Source organism: Streptomyces tagetis (assembly GCF_018069565.1).
GTDB lineage: Bacteria > Actinomycetota > Actinomycetes > Streptomycetales > Streptomycetaceae > Streptomyces > Streptomyces tagetis.
Map to the genome: position 1 here is coordinate 1,200,010 of NZ_JAGPNL010000001.1, position 24,535 is coordinate 1,224,544.

Annotated in this window: 24 protein-coding genes and 1 tRNA gene; 20 read left to right on the plus strand and 5 right to left on the minus strand. The window is 72.4% G+C overall.

Annotated features, from left to right (window positions below):
• The first annotated feature begins 33 nt into the window (after positions 1 to 33).
• The 11 genes from J5Y05_RS32430 to J5Y05_RS05220 all read left to right on the plus strand — a co-directional run bounded on the left by J5Y05_RS32430 (position 34) and on the right by J5Y05_RS05220 (position 10,710).
• Positions 34 to 1,557 (plus strand): sugar ABC transporter ATP-binding protein, encoded by a 1,524-nt coding sequence (locus J5Y05_RS32430; RefSeq protein ID WP_210868538.1) that lies wholly within the window; start codon positions 34 to 36, stop codon positions 1,555 to 1,557.
• A complete protein-coding gene (locus J5Y05_RS05175) occupies positions 1,554 to 2,573 on the plus strand; it encodes an ABC transporter permease (protein ID WP_210868539.1) in 1,020 nt (339 codons plus the stop codon). The genes J5Y05_RS32430 and J5Y05_RS05175 overlap by 4 nt, the downstream gene beginning before the upstream one ends.
• A gap of 103 nt (positions 2,574 to 2,676) precedes the next feature.
• Entirely contained in the window at positions 2,677 to 3,639 is a 963-nt protein-coding gene (locus J5Y05_RS05180) for a sugar ABC transporter substrate-binding protein (protein ID WP_210868540.1), read from the plus strand.
• Between the two features lie 172 nt (positions 3,640 to 3,811).
• The gene (locus tag J5Y05_RS05185) at positions 3,812 to 4,723 is read left to right on the plus strand and encodes a LysR family transcriptional regulator (RefSeq protein ID WP_210868541.1); all 912 of its coding nucleotides are present in this window, start codon (positions 3,812 to 3,814) and stop codon (positions 4,721 to 4,723) included.
• A 109-nt stretch (positions 4,724 to 4,832) separates the two neighbouring features.
• Entirely contained in the window at positions 4,833 to 5,750 is a 918-nt protein-coding gene (locus J5Y05_RS05190) for a VOC family protein (RefSeq protein ID WP_210868542.1), read from the plus strand.
• A gap of 42 nt (positions 5,751 to 5,792) precedes the next feature.
• Complete coding sequence (locus J5Y05_RS05195; RefSeq protein WP_210868543.1) at positions 5,793 to 7,241, plus strand: NAD-dependent succinate-semialdehyde dehydrogenase; 1,449 nt, start codon at positions 5,793 to 5,795, stop codon at positions 7,239 to 7,241.
• Positions 7,238 to 8,029, plus strand: a complete 792-nt coding sequence (locus J5Y05_RS05200; RefSeq protein ID WP_210868544.1) for a fumarylacetoacetate hydrolase family protein — start codon at positions 7,238 to 7,240, stop codon at positions 8,027 to 8,029. The genes J5Y05_RS05195 and J5Y05_RS05200 overlap by 4 nt, the downstream gene beginning before the upstream one ends.
• Positions 8,026 to 8,397, plus strand: coding sequence for a VOC family protein (locus tag J5Y05_RS05205; protein ID WP_210868545.1), 372 nt, complete (start codon positions 8,026 to 8,028; stop codon positions 8,395 to 8,397). The genes J5Y05_RS05200 and J5Y05_RS05205 overlap by 4 nt, the downstream gene beginning before the upstream one ends.
• Before the next feature lie 25 nt (positions 8,398 to 8,422).
• A complete protein-coding gene (locus tag J5Y05_RS05210; RefSeq protein ID WP_210868546.1) occupies positions 8,423 to 9,208 on the plus strand; it encodes an alpha/beta fold hydrolase in 786 nt (261 codons plus the stop codon).
• Positions 9,205 to 9,678 carry a GlcG/HbpS family heme-binding protein gene (locus J5Y05_RS05215; RefSeq protein ID WP_210868547.1) on the plus strand — a complete coding sequence of 158 codons (474 nt, stop codon included), beginning with the start codon at positions 9,205 to 9,207 and terminating at the stop codon, positions 9,676 to 9,678. Before J5Y05_RS05210 ends, J5Y05_RS05215 begins: the two co-directional genes overlap by 4 nt.
• A gap of 3 nt (positions 9,679 to 9,681) precedes the next feature.
• Complete coding sequence (locus J5Y05_RS05220) at positions 9,682 to 10,710, plus strand: uroporphyrinogen decarboxylase/cobalamine-independent methonine synthase family protein (RefSeq protein ID WP_210868548.1); 1,029 nt, start codon at positions 9,682 to 9,684, stop codon at positions 10,708 to 10,710.
• A gap of 167 nt (positions 10,711 to 10,877) precedes the next feature.
• Here the strand turns inward: J5Y05_RS05220 and J5Y05_RS05225 are convergent, their stop codons facing one another.
• Positions 10,878 to 11,165, minus strand: coding sequence for a putative quinol monooxygenase (locus J5Y05_RS05225; protein WP_210868549.1), 288 nt, complete (start codon positions 11,163 to 11,165; stop codon positions 10,878 to 10,880).
• A 230-nt stretch (positions 11,166 to 11,395) separates the two neighbouring features.
• Between J5Y05_RS05225 and J5Y05_RS05230 the strand changes: the two genes are divergently transcribed.
• The 8 genes from J5Y05_RS05230 (at position 11,396) to J5Y05_RS31560 (ending at position 19,535) form a co-directional block, all read left to right on the plus strand.
• On the plus strand, positions 11,396 to 12,844 hold the full coding sequence (locus J5Y05_RS05230; RefSeq protein ID WP_210868550.1) for an aldehyde dehydrogenase family protein: 1,449 nt from the start codon (positions 11,396 to 11,398) through the stop codon (positions 12,842 to 12,844).
• 38 nt (positions 12,845 to 12,882) lie between these two features.
• The gene (gene lhgD / locus J5Y05_RS05235; protein ID WP_210868551.1) at positions 12,883 to 14,082 is read left to right on the plus strand and encodes an L-2-hydroxyglutarate dehydrogenase; all 1,200 of its coding nucleotides are present in this window, start codon (positions 12,883 to 12,885) and stop codon (positions 14,080 to 14,082) included.
• 161 nt (positions 14,083 to 14,243) lie between these two features.
• Complete coding sequence (locus J5Y05_RS05240; RefSeq protein ID WP_210868552.1) at positions 14,244 to 15,104, plus strand: amidohydrolase family protein; 861 nt, start codon at positions 14,244 to 14,246, stop codon at positions 15,102 to 15,104.
• A gap of 13 nt (positions 15,105 to 15,117) precedes the next feature.
• Positions 15,118 to 16,854, plus strand: a complete 1,737-nt coding sequence (locus tag J5Y05_RS05245; protein ID WP_210868553.1) for a thiamine pyrophosphate-dependent enzyme — start codon at positions 15,118 to 15,120, stop codon at positions 16,852 to 16,854.
• Between the two features lie 18 nt (positions 16,855 to 16,872).
• Positions 16,873 to 17,946: an Ldh family oxidoreductase gene (locus J5Y05_RS05250; RefSeq protein ID WP_210868554.1), complete on the plus strand. Its 1,074-nt coding sequence runs from the start codon at positions 16,873 to 16,875 to the stop codon at positions 17,944 to 17,946.
• A gap of 111 nt (positions 17,947 to 18,057) precedes the next feature.
• A tRNA-Pro gene (locus tag J5Y05_RS05255) sits at positions 18,058 to 18,131 on the plus strand.
• Between the two features lie 211 nt (positions 18,132 to 18,342).
• Complete coding sequence (locus tag J5Y05_RS31555) at positions 18,343 to 19,008, plus strand: helix-turn-helix domain-containing protein (RefSeq protein WP_247614037.1); 666 nt, start codon at positions 18,343 to 18,345, stop codon at positions 19,006 to 19,008.
• On the plus strand, positions 18,999 to 19,535 hold the full coding sequence (locus J5Y05_RS31560) for a hypothetical protein (RefSeq protein ID WP_247614038.1): 537 nt from the start codon (positions 18,999 to 19,001) through the stop codon (positions 19,533 to 19,535). The genes J5Y05_RS31555 and J5Y05_RS31560 overlap by 10 nt, the downstream gene beginning before the upstream one ends.
• 236 nt (positions 19,536 to 19,771) lie before the next feature.
• On the opposite strand, the gene J5Y05_RS05265 is transcribed toward J5Y05_RS31560, so the two are convergent.
• Positions 19,772 to 20,335, minus strand: coding sequence for a TetR/AcrR family transcriptional regulator (locus J5Y05_RS05265; RefSeq protein WP_210868556.1), 564 nt, complete (start codon positions 20,333 to 20,335; stop codon positions 19,772 to 19,774).
• 103 nt (positions 20,336 to 20,438) lie between these two features.
• On the opposite strand from J5Y05_RS05265, the gene J5Y05_RS05270 reads away from it, so the two are divergent.
• The gene (locus tag J5Y05_RS05270; RefSeq protein WP_210868558.1) at positions 20,439 to 21,362 is read left to right on the plus strand and encodes an NmrA/HSCARG family protein; all 924 of its coding nucleotides are present in this window, start codon (positions 20,439 to 20,441) and stop codon (positions 21,360 to 21,362) included.
• A 152-nt stretch (positions 21,363 to 21,514) separates the two neighbouring features.
• Here J5Y05_RS05270 and J5Y05_RS05275 read toward each other — a convergent pair whose 3' ends face one another.
• The 3 genes from J5Y05_RS05275 to J5Y05_RS05285 all read right to left on the minus strand — a co-directional run bounded on the left by J5Y05_RS05275 (position 21,515) and on the right by J5Y05_RS05285 (position 24,517).
• The gene (locus J5Y05_RS05275; RefSeq protein ID WP_210868560.1) at positions 21,515 to 22,432 is read right to left on the minus strand and encodes a siderophore-interacting protein; all 918 of its coding nucleotides are present in this window, start codon (positions 22,430 to 22,432) and stop codon (positions 21,515 to 21,517) included.
• An 87-nt stretch (positions 22,433 to 22,519) separates the two neighbouring features.
• The gene (locus tag J5Y05_RS05280; protein ID WP_210868562.1) at positions 22,520 to 23,545 is read right to left on the minus strand and encodes an ABC transporter substrate-binding protein; all 1,026 of its coding nucleotides are present in this window, start codon (positions 23,543 to 23,545) and stop codon (positions 22,520 to 22,522) included.
• A 78-nt stretch (positions 23,546 to 23,623) separates the two neighbouring features.
• On the minus strand, positions 23,624 to 24,517 hold the full coding sequence (locus J5Y05_RS05285) for an ABC transporter ATP-binding protein (RefSeq protein ID WP_210868564.1): 894 nt from the start codon (positions 24,515 to 24,517) through the stop codon (positions 23,624 to 23,626).
• Positions 24,518 to 24,535: the final 18 nt, after the last annotated feature.

Below are 24,535 nucleotides of genomic sequence, written 5' to 3' on the forward strand. Positions count from 1 at the left end.
CCGACCGTCCCGGACACCGAGAAAGGCACGGCGGTGAGTCCCAGGAGAACGGCCCCGGCCCACCCGGCGCCCCAGGCCCTCGTCCGCGTCCGCGGCGTGACCAAGAGCTTCGGCGGAGCCGCCGCCCTCAAAGGCGTCGACCTCGACCTCTACCCCGGCGAGATCCACGCCCTGATGGGCATGAACGGCGCCGGCAAGTCCACCTTCGTCCACGTCCTCAGCGGCGTCCACCAGCCCGACTCCGGCACCCTCACCCTGGGCGGGCACGAGCACACCGGGCTGACCGTGCGCAGGGCCCGCCGGCTCGGCATCTCCTCGGTGCCCCAGCGCCGCGAACTGGCCCCCGGTCTCACCGTCGCCGAGAACGTCCTGCTGGGCGACCTGCCCACCCGGTACGGCACCGTCCACTGGAAGGCCGTCCGGGAACAGGCGGGCCGGGCCCTGTCCGGGCTCGGCATCGACATCGACCCCGACAGGATCGCCGGCACCCTCACCGTCGCCGAGCAGACCATGGTGGAGGTCGCCCGCGAGGTCCGCCGAGGCGGCCGGGTCCTGATCCTCGACGAGCCGACGGCCTGCCTCAGCGCCCGGGACGCCGACCGGGTCCGCGACCTGGTACGCACCCTGCGCGACGAGGGCGTAGCCGTCGTCTACATCTCGCACTACATCGACGAGGTCATGTCCCTCGCCGACCGGATCACCGTCCTGCGCGACGGCGCCCTGGTACGCAGCGCGCCCGCCGCCGAACTGGACGCCGCCGCCCTCGTGCGCGGCATGGTCGGCCGGGACGTCGTCTCCCGGCGCCCCGCCCGGCCCGCCCCCCGGAGCGAGAGCGGGCTCGCCGTCCGCTCGCTGAGCCAGGGACGCGCCCTGCGCGACTTCAGCGTCGACGTCCGCAAAGGCGAGATCGTCGCCGTCCTCGGACCGGCCGGCGACGGCCAGTCCCGCCTCTTCGACCTGCTCTCCGGACGGCAGCGCCCCGACTCCGGCGAGATCCGCGTCGACGGCCGCCCGGTGCCCCCGGGCCGGATCGACGCCTCCCTCGCCGGCGGGCTGCGCTGCGTCACCGGCGACCGCCGCACGCTCGGCCTCGTCCAGGGCCTGACCGTGGACGAGAACCTGATGCTGGCCGGCGACCGCTTCGCCCGCCGCCGGCTGCACCGCGTCCGGCACCTCGCCCGCCGCGCCGCCCCCGTACGCGACACCTACGGCGTCGTCGCGCTCACCGGCAACCCGCCGGTCGGCACGCTCTCCGGCGGCAACCAGCAGAAGGTCCTGCTCGGCAAATGGCTGGAGACGGCACCCGTCGCCTGCTTCCTGGAGGACCCCACCAACGGCGTGGACGTGGCCGCCATGGCCGACATCCACACCCTCGTCGACGACCTCGCCGCGCGCGGTGTGGCCGTCCTGCTGGCCTCCTCCTCCCCCGAGGAGGTCATGCGCCTGGCCGACCGGGTCGTCGTCGTGAGCGCCGGCCGCACGGTCGCCGAGCACGACATCGACGCCATCACCCGCGACCAGCTCGTCACGACCGCCCTCGGAGGTCAACCGCAGTGAGCCTCAAGACACCCTCCGCCGCCCCGGACGTCGCGGCCGGCCCACCCGGCGACGCCGGGCGCCCCCGGAGCACGTACCGCCGGCTGCCGCACATCCCGCACGGCGGACTCCTCCTCGTCCTGGTCCTGGTCGCCGTCTTCACCGCCGTCCAGGCGGACGCCTTCACCTCCTCGCAGAACCTGCTCAACGTCCTCCGCCAGGTCAGCGTCACCGCCGTGATCGCGGCCGGACTGACCCTGCTGATGACCGCCGGCGGCATGGACTTCTCCATGGGCAGCAACGCGGCCGTCACCCTCTGCGTCGCCGCGCAACTGCTGGCCCGCGGCTGGTCCACCCCCGCCGTCGTGGTCGTCAGCCTCGTACTGGCCACGCTGATCGGACTGGTCAACGGCCTGGTGGTGACCTACACCCGGGTCGCCCCCTTCGTCGCCACCCTCGCCTCGGCGATGCTGCTCGACGGCGTGGCCCTCCTCGTCCTGGACGGCATGAGCGTCACCATCGGCGACAAGATGTCCGCGCTCGGCAACGACGAGGTGGCCGGGGTGCCCTACCTGACGATCGTCGCCCTCCTGGTCCTCGCGCTGACCGGCGTGACCATGCGGTTCACCACCTTCGGCCGGGACGCCTTCGCCATGGGCGGCAACGAGCACGTGGCCCGGCTCAGCGGTATCGACGTCAACGGCCGCAAGCTCGCCCTGTACGCCCTCGCCGGGGTGCTGGCCGGCCTCGCCGGGCTGATGCTGCTCTCCCGGCTCGGCGCCGCCGCGCCCAACACCGCGGGGCTTCAGACCCAGCTCACCGCCGTCGCCGCCGTGGTCATCGGCGGTACGTCACTGGCCGGCGGACACGGCACGGTCACCGGCACCGTCATCGGCGTGGTCCTCCTCGGAGTGGTGGGCAACGCCCTCAACCTGCTCCAGGTCAACAGCAACTACCAACTCGTCGTCACCGGCGGCGTCCTGCTGGTCGCCGCGATCGTCAACGAGTTCCAGCGCAAATCCTCCCCAGGCCATTAGGGGCCCGCGCCAGCGACGCCCCCGCCCTCGCGCATCCCCCTGCTCCACGCGCGCCCCCACACGCAAGCACCTTCTCTTCGACGACGCAGGAAAGGCCCCACCCATGAAGCCCATCACCCGCTCCCGCCGTGCCGCCGCGATCTCCCTGGCCGGCGTCGCCGCCCTGCTCCTGGCCGGCTGCGGCTCGGACAAGGACGGCGGGGGCTCCTCCGACGGCTCGGTCTCGCTCGGGTTCGTCAACGGCGCCAACACCCACTTCCACACCTGTCTGCTCAAGGCCGTCGAGCAGGAGGCCAAGACCCAGGGGGCCAAGGTCTACTCGGCCAACTCCAAGCAGGACGCCGGGACCGAACTGTCCAACATCGAGGACATGATCGCCCGGAACGTGGACGCGCTGATCGTGCAGACCGTGAACGTCGACGCGCTGGAAGGCGACATCGCCAAGGCCAAGAACGCCGGCGTCCCGATCTACCTGACCTCCGTGGCCACCTCCGACATGTCCCACGTCCTCGGGGCCGCCGTGGTCGACCTCGACAAGGCCGGGGCCCTGGACGCGGAGTGGATCGGCAAGGACGCCGCCGGCAAGGACGTCACCGTCGGCATCGTGGCCGGAGCCCCGGGGGCCGCCTCGGACCTGCTGGTCGGCGGCTTCAAGGACGCCCTGCCGAAGAACGCCAAGGTGGTCGCCAACCAGCCCGGCATGTTCAACCCCGCCAAGGCCCAGGACGTCGCCGAGAACATGATCCAGTCCCACCCCGGCCTGGACTACGCCTTCGTCGCCAACGAGGAGATGGCCTTCGCCGTCCGCAAGGCGTTCGACGCGGCCGGTGCCAAGGACGTCAAGATCGTCACGGTCAACGGCACCGAGGACGGCGTCGCCGCCGTCGGGGAGGGCCGCCTCTCGGCCACCGTGGCCAACTCGGCCCAGGTCATCGGCGAGACCGCGGTCAAGAACACCGTCGCCCTGCTCGACAAGAAGGAGGGTGTTGACAAGATCTCCGACATTCCTCTTGTCTTGGTCACCAAGGACAACCTGAGCGAGGCTCCCCAGTACTGCCCGAAGTAGGGCCCCACCGGGAACCGGCGCCCGTCTCATCCCTGTCCGAGCCGCACATCCCGCCGCCGCGTCGGGCCGGCCCGGTCGAAGCCGCCACCGGGAACAGGCTTTCCGTGACCGGTGGGGCCCCCGCTCCCCGCCCCGACGCCGGTCGGGCGGGGAGCACCCTCCGGAGGTAAACATGGATCGCCTGCTCCTCATGCACAGCTTCGTCACCGTCGCCCGGGTCGGGAGTTTCAGCGGGGCGGCCAAGAAGCTGGGCTCCTCGGGTTCCCTGGTCTCCCGGCACGTCGCCGAACTGGAACGGCAGGTCGGGGTCCGTCTGGTCAACCGCACCGCCCGGTCGGTGAGCCTGACCGAGCCGGGACAGCGGTACGCGGAGTTCTCCGCCCGCATCCTGGAGGAGATCGAGGCCGAGGACGCGGGCATCGCCCGGCTCCACGACCGCGCCGAGGGCACGCTCAGCGTCATCTGCCCCAAATGGATAGGAAGCCTCGATCTCGGCGAGGCGATAGCCGCCTTTTCCGCCGCTCACCCGAGAATTCACATCCGCTTCGAACTGGGCGGAATGTCGGACCGTACCTACGATTTCCTCGACAGCGGATTCGACGTCGCCTTCCACACCCGCGATCTGCGCGACTCCAGCGTACGGCTGAAGAAGATCTCCTCCCTGCCCTTCGTGCTGTGCGCCTCCGAGGGGTACATCAAGGAGCACGGCGCCCTCGCCCACCCCAACGACCTCGCCGCCCACGACTGCCTGGTCCACGTCAACGACCCGGTGTGGCGGATCGGCCACGGGCACGCGAGCACCCTGCACAAGATCCGCAACATCGCCTTCTCCTCCAACTCCTACATCGCCCTGCAGAAAGCCGCCGTGCACGGCCGCGGCATCGCCCTGCTGCCCCAGCGCTCCGCCTACGACGACCTCGTCTCCGGCGCCCTGCGTGTGCTGCTGCCCGAACTGGCCGTCCCCGACCGCCCGCTCTTCGCCATCTATGGACCCGGGCAGGACACCCCGCGCAAGGTGAGCGTCTTCCTGGACTTCCTCGCCGGCTGGTTCTCCAGGAATCCCATTCCCGCCCTCGCCCCGTGACCGCGGGACGAAAGCGCAAGTAAGGGTTGCGCATCCCGGCGCCCTCAGCCCGTTGAGAGCCCGCCCCCGTATATCTACGCTCACCAGGCGAGACGGAAACGAGGAATCCATGGGAATCCAGAGAATCGAATCGGTCACCTACGGCATCGACGACCTCGGCGAATGCGTCCGGTTCTTCGAAGACTTCGGCCTCCTCCTGGTGGAGCGGACCGCCGACCACGCCGTGTTCGCCACCCTCACCGGGCAGACCCTCCATCTCGACACCGCCCCCGGCCCCTTCCTGCCGCCCCCCGTGGAGAGCGGCCCCACGCTCCGCGAGGTCGTCTGGGGCGTCGACACCCAGGAGGAGCTGGACCGCCTGGTGGGCGCAGTCGCCCGCGAGCACGCCGTGCGCGAGAGCGCCGACGGCGTCCACCACACCGTCGACCTGAGCGGCTTCGGCGTCGGACTCACCCTCGCCCGGCCCACGGCGGTGGCCGTGGAGCCCCGCCCGGCCAACACCCTGGGCACCGTCGGCCGGTGGAACCAGGCCCTGGAGCCGATCGGCCGCGCCCGTCCGCTGCGCATGTGCCACGTCGCGCTCAACATCCTCAAGGAGGGCCGGGAGGAGGCGGTCGCCTTCTACACCGGACTCCTCGGCTTCCGCCCCACCGACGTGGTCGAGCCCATGGGCGTCTTCATGCGGGCCCCCGGCGACGACGACCAGCACACCATGCTGCTGTGCCACCGTCCCGACCGGGCCGGCGTCAACCACGTCGCCTACGAGGTCCCCGGCTTCGACGACGTGATCGAGGGCGGCAACCACATGATCGAGCGCGGCTGGCGGGAGGCCCGCAGGCTCGGCCGCCACACCGTCGGCTCCAACGTCTTCCGCTTCCTGCACGCGCCCTGCGGCGGCCGGGTCGAGTACGCCGCCGACATGGACCGGGTCGACGACACCTACGAGACCCGCGTTCACGCGACCACCCCGCCCCACCACATCTGGGCGCTGCGCACCAACCGGGACCAGGACGCCCCCGCCTCCTGACCTTCCGGACCACCACCCGCCAGCCTGAGAGGGCACCCACCCATGACCACCGACCACGGCCACCCCGCCGTCCGCATGTACATCGCGGGCGAGTGGTGCCAGGGCGGCGCCGGACGTACCGCCCCGATCGTGAACCCGGCCACCGAGGAGGCGATCGGGGAGGTCCCGCTCGCCACCGCCGCCGACCTGGACCACGCGCTCGCCGCCGCCGCCGACGGCTTCCGGCGCTGGCGGGCCACCCCCGTCACCGAACGCACCGCCGTCCTGCACCGCGCCGCCGTCTTCATCGCCGACCGCGCCGAGCACATCGGCCGCGTCATGACCCGGGAACAGGGCAAACCGCTCCGCGAGTCGGCGGGGGAGGCCCGTCGCTCCGCCGACGCCCTGCGCTGGCACGCCGACGACGCCCGCCGCGCCTACGGCCGCATCATCCCCTCCGACCCCGGCACACTGCTCACCGTCCGCCGCGAACCCCTCGGCCCCGTCGCCGCGTTCGTCCCGTGGAACTTCCCCGCCGGCGGCCCCAACCGGAAGATCTCCTCGGCGCTCGCGGCCGGCTGCTCCCTGATCATCAAGGCGGCCGAGGAGACCCCGGCCACCGCCATGGAACTGGTCCGCTGCTACGCCGACGCGGGACTCCCGCCCGGCGTCCTCAACCTCGTCTTCGGCGAACCCGCCGAGGTCTCCGCCCACCTCATCGACTCCCCGGTCACCCGCCTGGTGGCCTTCACCGGCTCCGTCCCCGTCGGCAAACTGCTCGCCGCGCGGGCCGGCGCGGTCATGAAGCCCACCCTGATGGAACTGGGCGGCCACGCCCCGGTGATCGTCTGCGCCGACGCCGACCCGGTGACGGCGGCCCGCCGGGCGGCCCGCGCCAAATGGGCCAACGCCGGCCAGGTCTGCACCTCCCCGAGCCGCTTCCTCGTCCACGCCTCCCTCCTGGAGGAGTTCACCGCCGAGTTCGTCCGCGCCGCCGAGGCCGTCGTGCTCGGCGACGGCACCGCCGAGGGGACCACCATGGGCCCGCTCGCCAACGAACGCCGCCTGGCGGCCGTGGAGCGGCTCACCGCCGACGCCGTCGCCCGCGGCGCCAAGGTCCTCACCGGCGGTGAACGCCCGGCGGGCCCCGGCTACTTCTTCCCGCCGACCGTCCTCACCGACGTCCCGGGCGACGCCGAGCTGATGACCGAGGAACCCTTCGGCCCGCTCGCGCCCATCGTCCCCTTCGACGACCTCGACGAGGCCCTCGCCACCGCCAACGCCCTGCCCTACGGGCTGGCCGCCTACGGCTTCACCCGCTCCGCCGCCACCGCCGAGAAGCTGTCGGACACCCTGGAGGCCGGCATCCTCTCCCTCAACCACTGCGGCGGCTCCGTCCACGAGGCCCCCTCGGGCGGCGTCAAGGACAGCGGTCACGGACGCGAGGGCGGCCCCGAGGCCCTCGACGCCTACCTCGTCACCAAGCGCGTCTCCCACCTGCTGGCGCCATGAGGTACGCACGCGTCTCGGTCGGCGGACGCGCGGTCTGGGGCCGCGTGGAGGAGGACGACATCGCCCTCCTCTCCGCCTCCCCGCTGGAGGAGGAACGCCCCGACGTCATCGGCACCCTGCCGCGCGACGCCGCCCGGTGGCTGCCGCCCGTCGTCCCGCCCGTCTTCTACGCGGTCGGCATGAACTACCCGAGGCACATCGCCCATGCCGCGCGCCTCGGCAACGCCGCCGCCGTCATGCCCGACCGCCCCGAGGTCGGCTACCGGGCCAACAACGCCCTCACCGGCCACCTCGCCCCCATCGTCAGACCGGCCGCCGTCGAGGGCCGCTTCGAGGCCGAGCCGGAACTCGTCGCCGTCATCGGCCGCACCCTGCGCCACGCCACGCCGGCCGAGGCCCGCGCCGGCGTCTTCGGCTGGACCATCGGCAACGACGTCAGCGCCCGCACCTGGCAGCACCAGGACCGCACCTTCTGGCGCAGCAAGAACAGCGACACCTTCAAACCCATGGGCCCCTGGATCGAGACCGACGTCGACGCCCTGGCGCAGAAGACCACGCTGCGCGTCAACGGTGTCACCCACGCCGAGTTCGCCACCGGCGACATGGTCTTCGACCCCTTCGAGTACATCGTCGAGATCACCAGGCACATCACCATGCACCCCGGCGACGTGCTGTGGATGGGCGCCGAGAGTACCTGCGCCATCGCACCCGGCGACACCGTGGACGTCGAGATCGGCGGCATCGGTGTGCTGTCCAACCCCGTACACCCGGAAGGGAACCAGTCATGAGCGCGGAACCCCGCTACATCCACCACGTCAACTTCCCCACCACCGACCCCGACCGGACCGCCGCCTGGTACGCCAAGGTCTTCGGGATGAAGAGGATCACCCCCAAGTCCAACACCCGCGTGGTGCTGATGACCCGGGGCAACTTCGACCTGCACTTCACCCCGGTCGAGGAGATGGAGCGCATGGCGCCCTACCACTTCGCCGTCGAGGTCGACGACTGGGACGACTTCCTCGCCCACCTCAAGGAGCTGGGCATCCGGCACACCCGCCCCGTCCAGCGCCCCGAGAACCAGTCCAAGTTCTGCTACATCCACGACCCCGACCACACCATGATCGAGCTGGTCTACCACGCCAAGCGCCCCAACTAGACCGACGCGCACAGGAGTTCACCCCATGCCTCTCGCCGACTCCGACGGCACCTCCATCTACTACGAGCGCCACGGCAGCGGCCCGGCGATCCTGTTCGTGCACGGCAGCGGCGGCCACCACGCCGCCTGGTGGCAGCAGGTCGCCGCGCTGCGGGACGAGTTCACCGTCGTCACCGTCGACCTGCGCGGCTTCGGCAAGTCCGACTCGTCCATGCCCGAGTTCGACGGCCAGGACTTCCCCGGCGACATCGTCGCCGTCCTGGAGGCCGAGGACCTCACCGACGTCATGCTGGTCGGCCAGTCCATCGGCTCCGTGGCCGCGCTGCGCGCCGCCCTGCTGCGCCCCGAGCGGGTCTCCCGCGTCGTCCTCGGCCACTCCCTCGGCGGCATCGCCCACCCCGAACTGCGGGAACTGGCCGCGGCCGACCGGGCGGAGGCCGTCAAACTGCCCGTCATCGACCGCCTGCTGACCCAGGAGTTCCAGCGGCGGCGGGCCGACCTCACCTTCCTCTTCCAGCAGATGGGCACCTTCAACGTCGCCCGCATGCAGGACCTGCGCAACCTCGACACCGACGGACCCTCGCTGGAGGAGATCCGGGAATCCGGCGTCGAGGTGGTCTTCCTGGCCGCGGAGAAGGACGCCGTCCTGGGCGTCAAGACGGTCACCCGCGCGCACGAACTGCTGCCCGGCTCGCGCCTGGAGATCGTCCCCGGTGCCCCGCACTCCATGTACTGGGAGACGCCCGAGCCCTACAACGCGACCGTCGCCCGTCTGCGCCGCACCCTGACCGCACCGAAGGAAACCGCATGAGCAACGTCACCCTCGGCGCCGCCGAGGAGATCATCGAGGCCGCCCACCGGCGTGCCCGGGAGATCGGCAAGGCGGTGAGCGTCGCCGTCGTCGACTCCGGCGGTTTCGTCGTCGCCGTCCGCCGCGCCGACGGAGCCCGCCCCCTCACCCCCGACATCGCCCGCGCCAAGGCGTACACCGCGGCCGTGATGCAGCGGCCCGGCACCATGCTGAAGAAGTGGCAGGAGAGCCAGCCCGTCTTCTTCTCCCAGCTCTCGCAACTGCCCGGGGCGGCGATGCCGATCCTCGCCACCGAGGGCAGCGTCACCATCAAGAAGGACGGCGAGATCATCGGCGGCCTCGGCATCGCCGGCGGCACCGCCGACGAGGACCAGGTCATCGCCGACGAGGTCCTCGCCTCCCTCGGCTACGAGCTGGAGTTCGCCGCCTGGGGCGTCGCGGGCAGCCCGGCTCCGTCCGGAAAGGACTGACTCATGGCGGACACGTTCAACTACCGCATCGATCACCAGGGCAGCCTGGTCCGCCCCGCCGAACTGGTCGCCGCGCGCGCCGCCGGCGACGCGGACGCGCTCAGGGCCGCCGAGGACCGGGCCGTCGAGGAGGCCGTGGTCTTCCAGCGCAAGCTGCGCTCCACCGTCGTCACCGACGGGGACTTCCCCCGCGAGGACTTCCGCAGCCCCGTCCTGGACACGGTCTCCGGCTTCCGCCGCACCGGCGAGACGGGCGCCGACGGCCTGGCGCGCTGGGTCGCCGAGTCCCTGCCCAAGGCGAACGGCCCCCTGCTCCCCGGCTACGGCCCCCGGCTCACCGGGCTCACGCTGGTCGCGCCCAAGGCGAAACTGCCCTCCCCGGCCTATCTGGCCGCGACCACCTTCCAGGAGGGCCTCGGCCCGGCCTCCGCCCGTGAACTGGGCGAGGCGCTGGCGGAGATCATCCACGCGGAGATCGCGCTGCTGGTCTCCCAGGGCGTCCGCCTGATCCAGCTCGACAACCCGCTCCTGCTCGGCCAGGTCGCCGCCGACCCGGCCGGCTCCGGCGCGCTGTCCTTCGAGGACGCACTCGCCGTGGACGCCCTGGCGGTGCGGACGGCCGAGCGGCCCGAAGGCGTCCGCGTCGGCGTGGCCCCCGGCTGGGCGGCCCCGGCGGCCGTGGACCGGGCACGTGCCGAGCGGCTGTACGCCGGGATACCCGCCGACCGCTGGGTCCTCCCCCTCGACCAGGGCACGGACGCGGAGCTGGACCTCGTCCGGGCGCTCCCCGAGGACCGGGACGTGTGCCTGGGCGTCGTGGACGCGACCAGGGCGGAGCTGGAGGACATCGACACGGTGATGTCCCGGATCGACCGCGTCGGCGAGTTCAAGGACCTGGAGGACGCGGCCGTCGCCCCGTCCCGGGGCTTCGCGGACGTGGCGAGCCGGCCACTGCTCGACGCCGACGGCCAGCACCGCAAGCTCGTCCTGGTCGAGACGATCGCCCGCTACTGCTGGGGCAACGAGTTCTGATTCCCGTGGCCGCCTCCCCGGCACGGGAGCGGAACGGTGCGGGGGCCCCGCCGGGCGCCGGGAGGCGTCCGGCGGGGCCCCGTATCGGCATGCCGGCGCGGGCGTCCGCCCGGCGGGCGGGACGGAAGCCGCCCCACCCGCCACCGTCCGCACCCGGGACGCCCCCGCTACAGCACCTCGGCGAAGGTCACCGAACGCTCCGTCAGCAGCGGCCACACCGTCTCCACGATCTGCTCCTTGAAGTGGGGCGCCGCCTTGTGCGCCTCGAAGCCCGCGACGTCCTCGTACCGCTCGTACAGCAGGAAGCCGCCGGGCTGGTCCGCCACGGCGTGCACCTCGTACGACTGGTTCGCCGGCTCGGCGCGGGTCGCCTCCCGCGCGGTGAGCAGCGCCGCGCGCACCGCGGCTTCGTCGGCGGGGGCACAGCGGTAGTGGGCGACGACTGCGTAGGCCATGTCTGGTCTCTCCTCGGTTCTTCTCGGCTCCGGCGGCATCGGACACACCTGCCGGCCGGCCGATTCCAGCACGGAACAACCCCCCTCCGACCTGCGCGCGATGCAAGCAATGCCTGCCGCCGCGGTGCTGGCGCACCCACCCGGACATGGTGTGTCGTCACATTCGGCCCCCCGGCCGAACCGCTGGGACCGCGGTCACCTCACCGCGGTCGAACGAAGGAAGTGATCCGATGCGCACCCTCGAAACGCTCCTGGGAGGCGAGTGGGTGACGACCGGCGAGTGGATCGACGTCCACGACCCGGCCGACGTCCGCGTTCCCGTGGCCCGCGTCCCGGCCCTGTCCCCGAAGGACGTCACCCGGGCCTACGACCTGGCGGAGCGGGGCTTCGCCCTCTGGAGGCGCACCAGCCCCTTCGAACGGGCCCGTGTCCTCACGGACGCCGCCCGGCTGCTCCGCGAGCGCCTCGACGAGATCGCCGCCGACGTCACCGCCGAGAACGGCAAGACCCTGGCCGAGGCCCGCGGCGAGGCCGGCAAGGCCGCCGACTTCCTCGACTACTACGCCGGCCTCGCCCGGCAGGGCTACGGCACCCTCCTGCACGACGCCCGCCCCGACACCCAGACCCACACCCGGCGTGAGCCCATCGGCGTGATCCTGGTCATCAGCCCCTGGAACGACCCGCTGATCACCCCGGCCCGCAAGCTCGCCCCGCTGCTCGCCGCCGGCAACGCGGCCGTGTTCAAGCCGGCCACCGAGACCCCGGCGTCCGGCCTGCACCTCGCCCGCGCCCTGCACGACGCCGGGCTGCCCGCCGGTGTCCTGAACGTGGTCACCGGCCGCACGGCCGAACTGGAGGAGGCGCTGCTCGACGACCCGCGGATCACCGGCATCACCTTCACCGGGTCCAATTCCGTCGGCAGCCGCATCCGCCGCCGCCTCGGCGACCGCAACGTCCGCTTCCAGGGCGAACTGGGGGGCAAGAACGCCTCCGTCGTCCTGCGCGACGCCGACCTCGCCGCCGCCGCCGAGAAGATCGTCGCCGCCTCCTTCGGACAGGCCGGCCAGCGCTGCACCGCCACCAGCCGCGTGATCGTCGAACGGCCCGTGTACGAGGAGTTCTCCCGCCTCCTGATCGCCGAGGCCGAGACCCTGACGACGGGTCCCGGCACCGACCCGGCCACCACCCTGTGCCCGCTCTCCAGCCCCCGGCAGCGCGACAGCGTCCTGGCCGACGTGGCACAGGCGGTCCGCCAGGGGGCCACCGTCCTCACCGGCGGCGAGGCGGACACCGAGGGGGAGCGCGCCCACGGCTGCTACGTGCGGCCCACCGTGCTCGCCGACGTCACCCCCGAGGCGGCGATCTGGCGCGAGGAGGTCTTCGGCCCGGTCCTCGTGCTGTGCGCCGTCGACGACTTCGCCGCCGCCGTCGAGGCGGTCAACGACTCCGTCTTCGGTCTCGCCGCCGCCGTCTTCACCCGTGACCTCGGCGCCGCCCACCGCTTCGCCGACGAGGCCGAGTGCGGACAGGTCGCCGTCAACACCACCACCACCGGCTGGGACGTCCACCTGCCCTTCGGCGGGTTCCGCGACTCCGGTACGGCCTACAAGGAGCAGGGCGACGAGGTGCTGCGCTTCTCCACCCGCGTGAAGACGGTCGCCGTCCACTTCGGCGCCTGACGGCGCGGGGACCGGCACGAACAGAGAGGAGGACGCCGATGGCGGACGAGACGATCGGCATCGTCGGCGCCGGAATCGTGGGCCTGGCCACGGCCCGCGAGATCGCGCTCGGGCGGCCCGGCACCCGGGTCGTGGTGTTCGAGAAGGAACGGCAGGTCGCGCCGCACCAGACCGGGCACAACTCGGGCGTGGTGCACGCCGGCATCTACTACACGCCGGGCAGCCTCAAGGCGGACCTGTGCGTGCGCGGGGTGGGCCTGCTGCGCGAGTACTGTCAGGACCGGTCGCTGCCGTACAAGGAGATCGGCAAGCTGGTCGTGGCGGTCCGCCCGGACGAGCTGGGCCGCATGGAGAACCTGTACGAGCGGGCCAGGAACAACCACGTACCCGATCTCAGGAAGGTCTCCCGGGAGGAGATCGCGGAACTGGAGCCGCACGCCGGCGGCATCGCGGCCCTGCACTCCCCGCGCACCGCCATCACCGACTACCCGGCGATCGCCCGGGAGTTCGCGAAGGACGTCACCGCCTCGGGCGGCGAGGTCCGGCTCGGCTTCCCGGTCACCGGCATCACCACCGTGCCGGGCTCCATCGAGGTGGCGTCCGGGCGGGAACGCGTCCGCGTGGACCGGCTGATCCTCTGCGCGGGCCTCCAGTCGGACGAGGTCGCCCGCCTCGCGCAGGACGGGCGCGAGCCGCGGATCGTCCCCTTCCGGGGCGAGTACATGCTGCTCAGACCCGATCGCACCCATCTGGTACGCGGCCTCCTCTACCCGGTGCCCGACCCCCGTTACCCCTTCCTCGGCGTCCACTTCACCCCCCGGGTCGACGGCTCCGTGGAGGTCGGCCCCAACGCCGTCCTGGCCCTGGCCCGCGAGGGCTACACACTGGGCCGCGTCTCCCCCCGGGACCTGGCCGGCCTGGCCGCCTACCCCGGCTTCTGGAGGATGGCCGCCCGGCACTGGCGCACCGGCCTCAAGGAGTACCGCGGAGCGCTGTCCACCGCGGCCTTCATGAGGGACGCCGGCCACTACGTCCCCGGAGTCGGCCCACGGGACGTGGTGCGTGGCGGGGCCGGGGTGCGCGCCCAGGCACTGGACCGGGACGGCGGCCTCGTGGACGACTTCCGCATCCACCGGGCCGGCAGGATCACCGCCGTGCGCAACGCGCCGTCGCCCGCCGCCACCGCCTCCATGGCCATCGCCGAGCACATCGTCGGCGCGGCCTTCACCGAAGGCTGATCCACCGCGCGGCCCCGAGGCCGCCGACGTGGAAACGCCCAGCCCACAGGGCGCGTTCGCGCAACAACAGCTTGCGCCCCGGGCTCTCTGCAAGTCCCGCTCGCCCGCCTAGCGTTCCTACCGCGGCACCGCACCGTCACCCGAGAGAAAGAGTTCACACCATGTTCGTCGTCGACACCCAGATCCACATCTGGAAGGAAGAGACCCCGGACCGCCCCTGGGTCCCGGGCGCGCGTGAGCGCATCCGCCTCAACGGCCACCGCGAGGACCCCTTCTCGTACGAGGAGGCCCTGGAGCTGATGGACGAGGCCGGCGTCAACCGGGCGCTGATCCTCCCGCCGTCCTGGGAGGGCAACCGCATCGACTACGCCCTGGAGGCGTGCGAGGCCCACCCGGACCGCTTCGGCATCATGGCCCGGGTCCCGCAGGACAACGAGGCCGAGGGCACGGCGATGCTGAAGGACTTCGCCCAGAACCCGCACATCAAGGGCACCCGGCTCACCTTCCACCGGCCGCAGGACCGCAACTGGATGATCGACGGCACCAACGACTGGTACTGGCCCGTCGCCGAGGAACTCGCCATCCCCACCATGGTCCACGCGCCGATCTGGAAGCGCGAGCTGGGCGAGATCGCCGCCCGCCACCCCGGGCTGAAGATCATCATCGACCACATGGGCATCATGGCCCGCTGCGTCGACGACGCCATCGGCTACTGGGTCTCCGAGACCGCCGACCTGGCCGCCCACCCCAACATCTACGTCAAGGTCTCGGCGCTGCCCGGCTACTCCACCCAGCCCTTCCCCAACGACAACATCCAGAAGTACGTGCGCGAGATGGTCGACAAGATGGGCCCCCAGCGCTGCTTCTACGGCACCGACATCACCCGCCTGCTCGGTCACGGCATCACCTACACCGACACGATCGAGCAGTTCACCAAGCACTGGGACTTCACTCCCGAGGAGCTTGAATGGATCATGGGCCGCGGTATCTCCGAGGTCCTGAACTGGCCGGTCGAGGACTGAGGGACACCACGAGATGACCGACAGCAAGAACAAGCCGGGCGCCGACGGCGGCGAAGCTCTCGTATCCGCCTTCAACGCCGTCGGCGCCGAGTACCTCTTCTGCTCATCGGGGTCCGAATGGGCCCCGGTGTGGGAGTCCCTGGCCCGGCGTCACCGTGACGGTGAGCCGGCGCCGGAGTACCTCGACCTCACCCACGAGACGGTGGCGGTCGGCATGGCCACCGGCTACGGGCTGGTCCGGCGCCGCCCGCAGGGCGTGCTGCTGCACGCCGCCCCGGGCCTGCTCCAGGGCTCGATGGCGGTGCACGGCGCACTCCTGGCCGGCGTCCCGATGGTGGTCGCCTCCTCGGAGTCGACCACCTACGGCGACGGCCCCGGCCCGGACCCGGGCGGTCAGTGGTACCGCAACCTCTCCATCGTGGGCGGACCGCACCAGGTGGCCCAGCCGTTCACCAAATGGTCCAACGAGGCCGCGAGCGTCCACACCCTGCCCACGATGATCACCCGGTCGGCGGAGCTGGCCTGGCGGGCGCCGGCCGGTCCCGCCTACCTGAACGTGCCGCTGGAGATCCTGCTGGAGGAGTGGGACGGCCGCGAGGCCAAGCCCGTCGTGCCGCCGGGCTCCACGCACTCCTCGCCCGAGGAGGTCGACCCGGTCGCGCAGATGATCCGCGAGGCCCGCAACCCCGTGATCGTCACGGAGACGGCCGGGCGCGAGGAGGGCGGCTTCGAGGCCCTGGTCGCCTTCGCCGAGGCGTGGCACATCCCGGTGGTCGAGCCCGACTCGGCCGTGTGCGGCAACTTCCCGCGCACCCACCCGCTGCACGCCGGCAACGACATCGGGCCGTGGATGGACGAGGCGGACCTGATCCTCCTGGTCAACTGCCGCGCCCCGTTCTACCCGCCGAGCCGCCGGCCGTCGAAGGCGAAGATCGTCGTCATCGACCAGGTACCCCAGCGTCCGCACGTCGCCTACCAGGTGCTGTTCGCGGACGTGTACCTGGAGGGCGCCGTCGCCAACACCCTGCGCCAGCTCGCCAGGCGGGCGGGGGACCTCGACCCGGCGGGCCTCGCCGCGCGCCGGGCCGCGCAGGAGGAGCGGCACCACGCCGAAGAGGCCGCGGTCACCTCGGCGGAGGCCGCCGCCGAGGGCACCGGGGGCGCTGACGGCACCGAGGATCGCGGGGGTGTCGACCCGGTGCACGTCGCCGCCCTCCTGCGCCGGCTGCTCGACGGCGAGGACGCCATCGTCGTCGACGAGACCATCACCCACAGCCGGACCGTCCGACGGCACCTGCGCACCTCCGCCCCCGACTCCTACTTCTACGTCCAGGGCGGACTCGGCCAGGGCATCGCGGTCGCCCTCGGGGTCAAACTGGCCGCCCGGAACCGCCCGGTGGTCCTCACCGTCGGCGACGGCGCCTTCGCCTACAACCCGGTGATCCCGTCGTACGACGCGGCCACGGCGTACGGACTGCCGCTGCTGATCGTCGTCTTCAACAACCGGGTCTACCGGTCGATGAACCTCAACCACCGCCGCTTCTATCCCGACGGCGCCGCGGCCGGCACCGGCGAATGGCTCGGCACCGACCTGCACCGGCTGCCCCGCCTCGCGGCCTTCGCCGAACCCTTCGGGATGCACACCGAGACCGTCGACACCACCGACGCCCTCGCGCCCGCCCTGGAACGCGCGCTCAAGGCCGTCGCCCAGGGCACCACCGCCGTCGTCGACGTCCTCGTCACCCGCTGACCCAGGAGACCCCGCACCATGACCGACAGCCCCACTCCCCGGCCGGGCCGGGTCCGCGTCCCCGCCGACGAACTGCGCTCCTTCTCCGCCGCGCTCCTGGAGAAGGGCGGCCTCGGCGCCGACCACGCCCGCACCACCGCCGACGTGTTCGTCTGGGCGGCGCTGCGCGGCGTCGAATCCCACGGCATCGCCCGCGTCCCCGCCTACCTGGACCTGCTCGCCAAGGGCGTGGCCAACCCGGCGCCCGACCTCCGTATCGAGTCCTCCGCCCCGGCCGCCGCCGTCCTCGACGCCGACCGCGCCCCCGGCCCGGTCGCCCTCACCGCCGCCGCCGAGGAGGCGGTACGCCGGGCCCGTACCCACGGCATCGCCTCGGTCGGCGTCCGCCGCACCGTGCACACCGGCGCCATCGGCTACTACGCCGCGAAGATCGCCGAAGAGGGCCTGATCGGACTCGGCTTCGTCGCCGGCATGCCCAACATGGGCTACACCGGCGCCAAGGGCGCGGCCGTCGCCACCAGCCCCCTCGCCATCGCCGTACCGGCCGCCGGGCACGCCCCGCTCCTGCTCGACATGGCCACCGCGACGATCGCGCTCGGCCGCATCCGCCAGGCCAGGGCGAACGGCACGCCCCTGCCGGAGAACGCCGCCGCCACCGCGGACGGCACCCCCACCACCGACCCCGAACAGGCCGTCATGCCGCTGCCCCTGGGCGGCGCCAAGGGCTCCGGCATGTCCCTCGCCTTCGAACTGCTCACCAGCGTCCTGGTCGGGGCGCCGATCCTCTCCGCCTTCCACTCCGACGACCCCCGGGGCCGCGAGCACCGCCAGAACGCCCTGCTGATCGCCCTCGACCCGGCCGCCTTCGGGGGCGGTACGGCAGAGTTCACCGCGGCGGTCGACGCCACCCTGACCACCGTGCAGAACCTCCCGCCCGCCGACGGCGCCGACGGCGTCCACTACCCCGGCGAACGCAGCGCCGCCACGGCCGCCGAGCGTGCCGAAGCGGGCATCCCCCTGCCCCCCGCCCTCTGGCGCGACCTCACCGAGCGCGCCGACCGGGCGGGCCTGACCCCGCCCACACCGCGCTGAGGACACGGCCCCGCGGGTCGCCGGCCGCCACGGGGGCCGGCCGGCGCCCCTGCCCCGCTCCCGGTATGGGTTAGGCTTGACCGGCGCGATCACCGGACACGTGATCCGCACCGGGACGTGGCGCAGCTTGGTAGCGCACTTGACTGGGGGTCAAGGGGTCGCAGGTTCAAATCCTGTCGTCCCGACGGTGAAGCACAAGACGAGAGGGGCCCTGCGGGGCCCCTCTCGACCGTTTCCAGGGGTGCCGTCTCGCCATTCCTCACAAACGCTGTTGACCAAGGCCATCCGAGCGGCGCGGCCGGCTCCTCCGAACCCGCCGTCATCGACTGCGGGTCGGCAGTCGCCACAGAACGAGGCTGCCTCGGTACCTTCGGAGGAAGCACCCAAGGAGGGCGCATGTCCGATGAACACGGCCTCGGGGACCGACTGCGCGAGATCCGCAAGCGGCGCGGCCTCTCGCGGCGTGAACTGGCGCGAGCCTCGAAGGTCAGCCACTCGCTGATCACCAAACTCGAACAGGGCGTGGTGGCCGACACCCGCATGGAGACCGCCCGGAAGCTGGCCGCCGCCCTCCGGGTGCCCACCACGACGCTCGTGGAGCGCGCGCCCGCCGAGCCCCACCCCGCGCCCGAACCGTGGCAAGCCCTCCAGCGCGCCGTGGAACGCCCCGCCGAGCAGCCCGACGAGGAGCCGACGACCCGAGGCGTCCAGGACGGCCTGGAGGCCGTCAGGGCGGCCCACTTCGGCAAGCGGATGCGGGAGGCCGTGGACCTCCTGGTGCCGCTGCTGCGGGACGCCGAAGCCCTCGGGGACTCCCCGGCCGCACGGACGGCCCGTGCTCAGCTTCTCCAGATCGCGGGATCGACCTTGACGGGGGCCCGGCAGTTCGCCGCCGCCGAGACCGCGCTGCGCTGTGCCCTGGACGAGGCTCCGGACCGCCTGCGGGCCGCGAGCGGTCCGGAGGCGGTCCGGAGCGCCTGCGGGCCGCGAGCGTCGTCACCACCTGGACGTGGCTGCTGGTGCGGCAGGGACGGTTCGATGCCGCCCGTGCCATGGCGGTGAAGTGGGCGGACGACGCCGAACCCCGCATGTCCCGGGCGACCGCCGAAGAGATCGCCGCGTGGGGATGGCTGCTGATCCAGGGACACGCGGCAGCCCTCCGGGACAACCGGGGAGGGGAGGCCGCCGACATGCTGCGCCTCGCCCGGTCGGCGGCCGTCGCCACGGGACCGCTTGGCCACGGGGACGTACGGATCGCCACCTGGGGGCCCGCCACGGTGGCGTACAAGGCCGCCGAACAGGGTGTCGTGACCGACCGGCCGGACGAGGTGCTGGAGATCGCCCCCCGGCTGAAGGGCGGCACGGGGTCCGAGTACCACCGTCACAGGCTCGATGTGGCGAAGGCGTACTCCATGACGCGCCGGCACGGCCGCGCGCTCGAAGTGCTGGGGGAGGTCGCGGCCGAGGCCCCGGAATGGATCGCGGAGCAGCCCTACGCACGGGACACGCTGGCCGACACGATCGCCCGTCGGCGCACCCTCACCACCGAGACGCGTCGACTTGCCGACCTGGTGGGCCTACCGCTCTGAACTACGCCTTTGACACTCCGGGCTGACGGCCCGCCAGACTGTCATCGGGGACCGGCGTCCACGAGCGAGGCCGGAATGAGCCGCGGTGACCACACCGACGGCTTGCGTACGGTGGCCGGCCGGGCCGACCCGGGCGAATGCCCGGCACCACCACGGACCGGGGAAACCGGAGCGGGGACCGACGCGGTGAGCCGGTACGACCCCGGGTCCGAAGAGCCGTGCCCCGCCCCGGGCGGTCAGGTGGCGGTGGGGGCGAGGCCCTCGACGGCGAGGCGGAAGACGCGCTCCGCCTGGACGGCCGGGTCGGCGTGGTGCTCGGTGGCCAGGGCGATCCCGACGATCAGCGTGAGCAGGTCGTGGACGGTGACGTCGTCCCGCACGGCCCGGTCGGCGATGGCCCGGCGCAGCAGGGGGGCACCGGCCGCCTCGATGGCCGCCGCGCAGGAGTCGCCGGCCGCGTCGTCCCCGAGGGGCTCGTACGAAAGCGCGTCGGCCAGGCCCCGCGCGGCCACCGAGTAGGCGAGCAGCTCGCGCAGCCAGGTCAGGAGCGCGGCGCGGGTGTCGTCCTCACCGCCGAGCGGTCGCGCGAGGTCGCACAGGGCGCGCACGCGCTGGGCGAACACGGCGTTCAGCAGTGCCCTGCGCGTGGGGAAGTGGCGCCTCACGGTGGCGGAGCCGACGCCTGCCTCACGGGCGATCCGCTCCAGCGACGCCTGGGCCCCGTGGGCCGCCACCTCGGTCTCGGCCACGGCGAGTACGCGTGCGTGGTTGCGGCGGGCATCCGAACGCTGGCCGGTCATCGTCTCCCCAACATTGCTAAGTGGCGGGCCCCGCCGTATCGTAGCGAACGCGAAATGGCGGGCCCCGCCGTTTCTGGCGTGAGGAGAGGCGTCCATGAGGTCCATGACCACTGCCGCGAAACCGGTCCTCGTCACCGGGGCCACCGGCCGCCAGGGGGGCGCCACGGCTCGCGCCCTGCTCGCCCGGGGAACGCCGGTCCGAGCCCTGGTCCGCGACCCGCGGACCGAACGGGCACGGGCCATCGAGGAACGCGGCGCCCGCCTGGTCGTGGGCGATCTGACCGACCCGTCGACGCTCGGGCCCGCCGTGGACGGCGTGCGGGCCGTCTTCTCCGTCCAGATGCCCGCGTTCACCGAGCGGGGTGTCGACTTCGACGGCGAGGTCAGGCAGGCGTACCACCTCATGGCCGCCGCCCGGAGCGCCGGCGTGGAACAGTTCGTGCAGTCCTCGACCAGCGGGGTGGGCCGGCACACCCAGGCTCCGGGCTGGGCGGAGGGACGCTGGGCGATGATGGAAGCGCCCCTGGGCACCAAGGCGGCCATCCAGGACCGCCTGCGCGAAATGGACTTCCCCCACTGGACGTTGATCAAGCCGTCCTTCTTCATGGAGAACCTCGCGCCGTCCACGCGGTTCTACTTCCCCCGCGGAGTCGAGGGCGGCCTGGTCACCGTCGTCAAACCGGACACGCACCTGGCGCTCGTCGCGGCCCAGGACCTGGGCCGCGCCGCGGCGGCTGCCCACCTCGAGCCCGAGAAGTTCCACCGCGTGGAACTGGAACTCGCGAGCGACTACCTGACCATGACGCAGATCGCGGACACCCTCTCCCGCGCCCTGGGCGTCCCGCTGTCGGCGCCGGACATGACCGAGGACCAGGCCCGCGCCGCAGGCATGCCCGACATGGGCGCCGGCCACAGCTTCCTGGACGAGGTCGGCCAGCCGGCCCGGCCCCGGTTCGCCCGCGCCCTCGGCATCGACCTGACCAGCTTCGAACAGTGGGCCCAGGACCATCTACGCCCCGGCACCTGACCGAGCGGGAGGCGAGGAGCCCGCCCGGCCGCCGCGAAGGGAAGGCCCCCATCACCTGGCGGCGAGACCGAACGGGCGACCGTGAACCCGGCTTGTGGATCGAGAGGAGGTCCGAGCCGGGCAGCCTCAGAGGCCGGCGGACTCGTACGGCCTCAGAGCCCGGCCGACTCGTACAGGTTCTCCATCTCGTCGGCGATCTCCTCGGGGTCACGGTCCGCCGCCGAGCGGACCGCCCGTACCTTCGACGCGAACTCCGGGCCGAGCTCCTCGTAGCGTGACCGCCAGACCTCCGCGCGGTCCTGCCAGTACGCCACGCACTTGTAGTGGTGCGCCGGGAGCTTCCGCTCGTGCCGCAGGTACCGTCGCGCCGCGCGGTTCAGGCGGCCCTCGGTCGAGACCCAGACGTAGGTGTCGTCGCCGGGGGCGAGTTCGCGCAGGGCGTCGAGTATCCGGCTCTCGCCGTTGCCGTTGCCGCTTCCGTCCAGCCAGATGTACTCGACGTTCCCGACGTCGGCGCGGATGCGGTGATCGGCGCCGCGTACCTCGAGGAGAAGGACGGTCTCCACCTCGTCGGCGGTCAGCTCCGCGAGCCGGAGCGCGGCGGGCAGGCCCGGCTCGTCGGCGACGAGGATCTGTCGTGTGAGGGCGTCGGGCCGCTCGTAGAGGCCGCAGGGCGGGTTGACGCCGACGGCCTGTCCCGGCCGGGCCTGCTGTGCCCAGGCCGCGGCCACCCCGCCGTCGTGGACGACGAAGTCGACGGTGATCTCACCGGGGGCGTGTCCGCGGACGGTGTAGACGCGCATGGCGGACGGCTCCACGCCGTCGGCGTACTCCCAGCCGCGCACCGTGGTGATCCGGGGGAGGCGGACCTCCTCGTCGGGCCGGTCGGGGAAGAACATCCGGACGTACTCGTCGCCGATTCCGGTGGTGGGGTAGTCGCGCAGATCGGTGCCGCCGAAGCGCACGCGCACCATCCCCGGGCCGGACCGCTCCACGCCGAGCACCTCGGCGCGATGGATGCGCGGGACGTAGTCCGTGGGCAGACGGGTGGCTGAAAGATCCTCGGCCATGACGTTCTCCTCGTAGGGGGACGGCGCGGGCACCGCCCCGGTGGAACGGGTGCGCCCGGCGGTCACGCGGGGCGCACCCGGGGGGTGTCAGAAGTCGTCGAAGTCCTCGACGGCGTCGACGATGCCGTTCACGAAGCTCGTGTAGGTCAGCGCGAAGCCGAACCGCTCCGCGAGGTTGCCGTCGATCCAGTGGTCGTCGGCGACCGCGGGCACGCGCCGCAGCAGCGGGTCCAGCTTGAGGTCCTTCTCCGCCTTGTAGACGAAGAGCACATCCGCGTCGCCCAGGGCGCTCACGGCGTTCTCGTAGCTGAGCATGTGGCCCGTGCCCGCCTGGTTCGGCGGGGCACTGCTGATCTCCTCGTTCTCGTGGATCGTGAAACCGAGTGCGGGGAGGACGACTTGGTAGATCGACTCGTCGGAGATCACGGTGAAGTTGTCGACGGGGGCGTGGATGACCCCCGCGCTCTTGCCCTTGGCGTAGCCGCCGATCTTCTCGCGTGCGCTCTTGACCGCCTTCTCGTATCCGGCGATGGCCGCGTCGGCCTGGTCGGTGCGGTCGAGCAGCGTGAGCTGTTCGGTCATGGCGACGAACGGGTCGTCGGTGGAGGCGCCTTCGACGCCGATGCCGTCGTTGACCGCGAGGACGGGGGCGATCTCGCCGAGCTTGAAGTTCTCGCCCTCGTAGTAGTTCCACCATCCGGAGCCGACGACGATGAGATCGGGGTTGTAGGAGGCGATCTCCTCCCGGTTGAGGTCGAACGCCGTGTTCTTCAGATGCGCGGCGTCCTTGTCGACCAAGGGTGACAGCGGGCTGTCGTCGCCGTAGGCGGTGGCCACGATCGGGTAGTCGGCGAGGAGCGCCATCTCGAGCCCGCTGCGGCTGTCGAGGACGACGACGCGCTGCGGGTCGGCCGGGAGCGTGGCCGAGTAGCCCTCGTACGCGAATTCGATGGTCTTGGCGGAGGTGCCCTTGTCGGCGGCCTTCGCGCTCTCTCCGGAGGAGCATCCGGAGAGGAGGCCGATGGCCACGACAGCGGAGAGCAGGGGCAGGAGGCCGCGGCGCGCGGCCGGTCGGTGACCTGCGCGGGGCGCGGGGGAGGGTGCAGACGGCATGTCGTTCCTTGGGGATGCTCGAACGGCCCGCGTACGGGACCACGATGTGCGTGAGGCGTGGGCGCCTCGCGTTCCACGCTAGGCAGGAGAGGAGACGTGAGGCGGACGATCCGCATCGCGTTCGGGACTCCGCGCGGGCGAGGTGGCGCCGCGGTCGCGCCCGAGCGGGACGACCGTCGGGGTCCCCGTCACCGGGTCCGGTACGACGCGGCAGGCGAGGCCGAAGACCTCGGCGACCAGCTCCTCGGTGACGACGGACTCCGGTGGTCCCTCGGCGACGATCCGGCCGTCCTTCATCGCGATGAGGTGTGTGCCGTAGCGGGCGGCGTGGTTGAGGTCGTGCAGGACCGCGACGAGCGTGTTGCCGGCGAGGTGCAGATCGGTGAAGAGTTCGAGGAGGTCGATCTGGTGCGCGATGTCCAGGAAGGTCGTCGGCTCGTCGAGGAGCAGCAGTGGGGTCTCCTGCGCGAGCACCATCGCCACCCATACGCGCTGGCGCTGCCCGCCGGACAGCTCGTCGACGAGCCGGGTGGAGAGGTCGGTGACGCCGGTGGCGGCCATGCTGTTCAGCACGGCCTCCTCGTCGGCGTCCGTCCACTGCCGGATGATTCCCTGATGGGGATAGCGGCCACGGGCGACGAGGTCCGCGACGGTGATGCCGTCGGGGGCGAGCGAGGTCTGCGGAAGCAGGCCGAGGCGCCGCGCGACCTCCTTGGCCTTGTACGACGTGATGGCCTTGCCGTCCAGGAGGACGGCGCCCTCGCGCGGACGGATCAGCCGGGACAGCGCACGCAGCAGTGTGGACTTGCCGCAGGCGTTCGGTCCGACGATCACCGTGAAGGAGCGGTCGGGGATGGCGACCGTGAGCTTCTCGGAGATCATCTTCTTGTCGTAGCCGATGCTCGCCCGCTCGACGCGCAGACGCGTCGCCTGACCCGCGGTCAGGACGCTGGGGGTGCCGGTGAGTGTCATGCTCTTGCCTTCGGGAAC